The following is a 244-nucleotide window of genomic DNA, read 5'->3' as shown; positions in this document are numbered from 1 at the left end:
GTTGACGGATACGACGGTATCGCAACTTGGAAAGCAGTGCAAACGTATCTTAATAGCATTGGTTATCATTTAGTTGTGGACGGAATACCAGGAGTGAATACAATTAAGGCTTTACAGCGTGCGCTTAACGCGAAGTTAGGCACTAAGCTTGTCATTGATGGTATTGCAGGTAAAGCGACGTGGTCAGCCTTACAGAAGCTCCTAGGAACACCAGTTGACGGTGTGAAGTCAAAACCGAGTCAAA

Annotated in this window: 1 protein-coding gene; it reads left to right on the top strand. The window is 45.1% G+C overall.

Going from position 1 to position 244, the window contains the following annotated elements; all coding sequences use genetic code 11:
- Positions 1–244 (top strand): peptidoglycan-binding domain-containing protein (locus RT41_RS10305; RefSeq protein ID WP_143467383.1); only part of this gene is annotated, 244 nt, incomplete at both ends.

Source organism: Lactococcus fujiensis JCM 16395 (genome assembly GCF_002441655.1).
GTDB classification, from domain to species: Bacteria; Bacillota; Bacilli; order Lactobacillales; family Streptococcaceae; genus Lactococcus; species Lactococcus fujiensis.
The sequence above is the reverse complement of the archived record's forward strand: the minus strand, read 5'-3'. Positions and strand labels throughout refer to the sequence as shown.